Origin of the sequence: Streptomyces sp. W16 (assembly GCF_033194735.1) — a bacterium.
Lineage (GTDB): Bacteria > Actinomycetota > Actinomycetes > Streptomycetales > Streptomycetaceae > Streptomyces.
In genome coordinates this window covers 1-3,561 of the sequence record NZ_JAWOAI010000761.1, presented here as the reverse complement: position 1 = coordinate 3,561, position 3,561 = coordinate 1, and the positions used below count along the sequence as shown (strand labels likewise).

At 70.7% G+C, this 3,561-nt stretch carries 4 protein-coding genes; 3 read left to right on the top strand and 1 reads right to left on the bottom strand.

Annotated features, from left to right (window positions below; translation table 11 throughout):
- Nucleotides 1–118 precede the first annotated feature (118 nt).
- On the bottom strand, nucleotides 119–1,072 hold the full coding sequence (locus R6V09_RS48760; RefSeq protein ID WP_317887875.1) for a Ppx/GppA phosphatase family protein: 954 nt from the start codon (nucleotides 1,070–1,072) through the stop codon (nucleotides 119–121).
- Nucleotides 1,073–1,491: 419 nt separating this feature from the next.
- Between R6V09_RS48760 and R6V09_RS48755 the strand changes: the two genes are divergently transcribed.
- The 3 genes from R6V09_RS48755 to R6V09_RS48745 form a co-directional block, all read left to right on the top strand.
- Entirely contained in the window at nucleotides 1,492–1,866 is a 375-nt protein-coding gene (locus tag R6V09_RS48755; RefSeq protein WP_317887874.1) for a hypothetical protein, read from the top strand.
- Nucleotides 1,867–2,073: 207 nt separating this feature from the next.
- Entirely contained in the window at nucleotides 2,074–2,433 is a 360-nt protein-coding gene (locus R6V09_RS48750) for an ArsR/SmtB family transcription factor (RefSeq protein WP_317887873.1), read from the top strand.
- Between the two features lie 130 nt (nucleotides 2,434–2,563).
- The coding region (locus R6V09_RS48745; RefSeq protein ID WP_317887872.1) for an AAA family ATPase at nucleotides 2,564–3,561 on the top strand (998 nt) is incomplete at its 3' end.

Sequence of the window (3,561 nt, the reverse complement as noted above, 5' to 3'; positions counted from 1 at the left end):
GCGGTGCGTCGCATGGGTGCCCGTGCGAGGCGGGCTGTCCGGCGCGAAGGCCATGGGCAGGTGGTTCCCCGCTGCAGGGGGCCGCGAAGGTCCGGTCTGCCGGAGGGGCTGCTGGAGTTCAGCCGGCGAGGCGAGAGCGGGCCGTTGCGGCATGGGGCACGTCGAGGTGTTCCAGGAGCAGCCCTTCGCGGGTGGACCAAGGGCAGATCTCGACGGTTTTGACCCCGCAGACTTCCATGAGGGTCTGCGCGATCAGGGCTCCGGCCAGGGACTGTTCCGCGCGATGGCGCGAGATGCCCGGCAGCTTGCCACGGTGGGACGGCTTCGCCTCGGCCAGCAGGGCGACCGAAGTACGCAGGCGAGGCAGGACCAGCTGCCGCCCGGCGCGCGGCGCCTTGCCCCGCGCCGCGGTGAGCCGGGCGAGCTGTTCGAAGGTTTTGGAGCAGGCCAGCACCCGCATGCCCGGCTCGGCGAGCGGCAGGCCGGGAACGGCTTCCAGGGACCGGCGCAGGTGCTTTCGGATCTCGGTCAGACGGCGTGGGGACGGCACGGTGTTGCCGGGCAGCCAGTCCCGGGTGATCCTGCGCGCGCCCAGCGGCAGCGAGTGCACCGTGCGGGGCTGGTCCCCGGTGCCGGAGGCGATCTCCAGGGTGCCGCCGCCGATGTCCAGGACGAGCAGCGGGCCGGCCTTCGGGCCCGCCCACTGGCGGGCGGCCACGTAGGCCAGCCGCGCCTCCTCCTCGCCGGTCAGCACACGCAGGCGGGTGCCCGTGGTGCGCGCCACACTCGCGATGATCGCGTCACGGTTGGGGGCGTCCCGGATGACGGAGGTGGCGAACGCGAACACCTCCGGTCCGCGCGGACGCGGGTTCGAGGCGACGGCCTCGGCCACTGCCTGCTCGACGCTTTCCACGCCGGCCCGGTCCAGCCGTCCCTTGCGGTCGAGGGTCTCGTGCAGACTCAGCCGCACCTTGCGGGAGAACACCGGCTCCAGCACCGAGTCCGGACGTCGTCGCACGATCGTCAGCAGCGCACTGTGGCATCCGACGTCGAGCACGCCCGCCTGCCGCACCCCATGCCTCCCCTGATCCCGTGTCCGACCGGCCCGATTTCTTCTCCCTGTCCTCCGACAGCCCCGACGACGGCGTGAAGGGATTCCGGCCCGACGGACGAGTATATCGTCACCGCTCGTGCACCCTCGGTCCTGTCTCCGGAACAGCGGAGCCCCGGGCGGCGCCCCGTCTGCAGAGGGAAGGAAGGGCAGAGCGCCTGGGTACGGCTGCTGTGCCGCGCCGGACGGATGCGTCAACTTCTGTACCGGGCAGGGCAGTTCCGGTCCATCAACAGGTCCCGTCGGGCCGCTGTTCGATCGTCCCGAGTCAGTCTCAAAGAGATTCTCCGCGGGGGAGGGCCGCGTGCGTACGGTCCGGACGTCGAGGCGGGTCGGCAGCACCGGCCCGCCGCAGTCAACGGAACACAAGGGGAGGCACCGTGGCGAGTGTTGAAGTGTCGCTGAAGGAGATGATGGCCGGCATCGAGGGGGCGTTGGGGGCAGCGGTCGTCGACTACACCAGCGGCATGGCGCTGGGCACGCTGGGCGGCAGCAAGGGGCTGGACCTGACGGTCGCCGCAGCAGGCAACACGGATGTGATCCGGGCCAAGGTGCGCACCATGGAACAGCTGGGTCTCAAGGGCCAGATCGAGGACATCCTGATCACGCTGGACAGCCAGTACCACCTGATCCGGCTGGTCACCGGCCGCAACGGCAACGGCCTGTTCCTGTACCTCGTACTCGACAAGACCCGCTCGAACCTGGCCATGGCCCGCCACCAACTCAAACGAGTCGAGGAGGCGATCGAGATCTAGCCCGTCCCGACATGCGGGAATCACGTCTGCCCCTGATGTGAAGACTTCTTCAACTCGCCATATCTGCATGGTCACAATGTGCGGTCGTGCAGAGACCGAGGCGTGAAGGATCGGCTTCCGAGGGCGGCCTGTGATGTGGCGGCACTCTCGGGTGCCGCCACATCCCGGCGGCCGCAATCCGAACAACCCGGCAAGGAGCGAGCATCCATGCAGGTCCCCCTCTACCAGGTCAAGGCAGACTTCTTCCGCATGCTCGGCCACCCCGTGCGCATCAGGGTCCTGGAACTCCTCCAGCACGGTCCGGTGTCCGTACGGGACCTGCTCGCCGACATCGAGATCGAGCCCTCCAGCCTGTCGCAGCAACTGGCCGTCCTGCGACGCTCCGGGATCGTCGTGTCCACGCGGGAGGGCTCGACCGTCCGCTACGAACTCGCCGGCGGAGACGTCGCCGACCTCCTGCGTGCCGCGCGCCGCATCCTCACCGAACTCCTCACCGGACAGAACCAGATCCTCGTCGAACTCCAACAGGCGGACGCCTCTTCGCGACCGCTGCCCACACCTCGGTGACGTCAGGGACACCGCACAGGTCTGTCGGGCCTGTTGACGCTCCGGGCCCCGTCGATGCCTCAAGACCGGGAGTTCGACACCTGGACTCCTCGCGCCTTCCTGGGGACGATGCCCGCAGGGGGTGAGCCGGGTGGAACAGCTGGGGCCCACTGTTCGGCCCGGGCCGGCGGGCGTGTTCGTCGGCCGCGCGGAGAGCCTTGCGCTGTTGGCAGCCGCCCGGGAACGGGCACGATCCGGAGTTCCCGCGCGCGTTCTCGTCGAGGGCCCGGCGGGTATCGGCAAGACCGCCCTCGTACGTCACTTCCTGTGTGGTTCGGGGCGGGTGCTGCGGGCCGCGGGAGAGGAGGCCGAGTCCGAGCTGGCCTTCGGTGTGCTGGCGCAGTTGCTGGGTCCGCGGGCCCACTGGCCGGACGCCTCGGCGGCGGGGGCGGAACTGCTGGAAGCGTGGGACGAGGCGCAGGAGAGAGGCCAGGAGTCCGGGGGAGTGGCCGAGGAGCCGGTCGTCGTGGTGGTGGACGACGCCCAGTGGGCGGACCACGCGTCTCTCCAGGCACTCACCTTCGCCGTACGGCGGCTGGGGGCCGACCGGGTGCTGGTGCTGGTGGTCGTGCGGGACATCGACGATGCGCGGCTGCCGGGTGGACTGCGGCGGTGCTTCACCGCCGACGACGTCGTGCGTATCCGGCTGGACGGGCTCGCGCCCACCGAACTGCGGCGGCTGAGCAGCGAGTTGGGGACGGCCGGGCTGACGGTCCGGGCAGCCGATCGGTTGCACACGCATACCGGGGGCAACCCCCTCCACGTCAGAGCCCTGCTGGAGCAGGAGGGCCCCGGGCTGCTGGAGGCGCTGGAGCGGACCGATGTCGCGCCGCCCGTCCCCAAGTCGTTCACGGCACTCGTGCTGGCCCGCCTCGCCGCGATCGGCGCGCCGGCCGAGGCACTGGTCTGCTCGGCGGCGGTGCTCGGTGCCCACTGTGGGCTCGCCGAAGCGTGGGCGGTGGCCGACGAAAACCCGCGGGGGGCCACCGGCGGCGATGCTCTCGTCGCTCTCGAAGAGGCAGTGCGCGCGGGCCTGTTGGCCGAGGCGGCCGGCGATCCGGACATCCGGTTTCCGCACCCCCTGATACA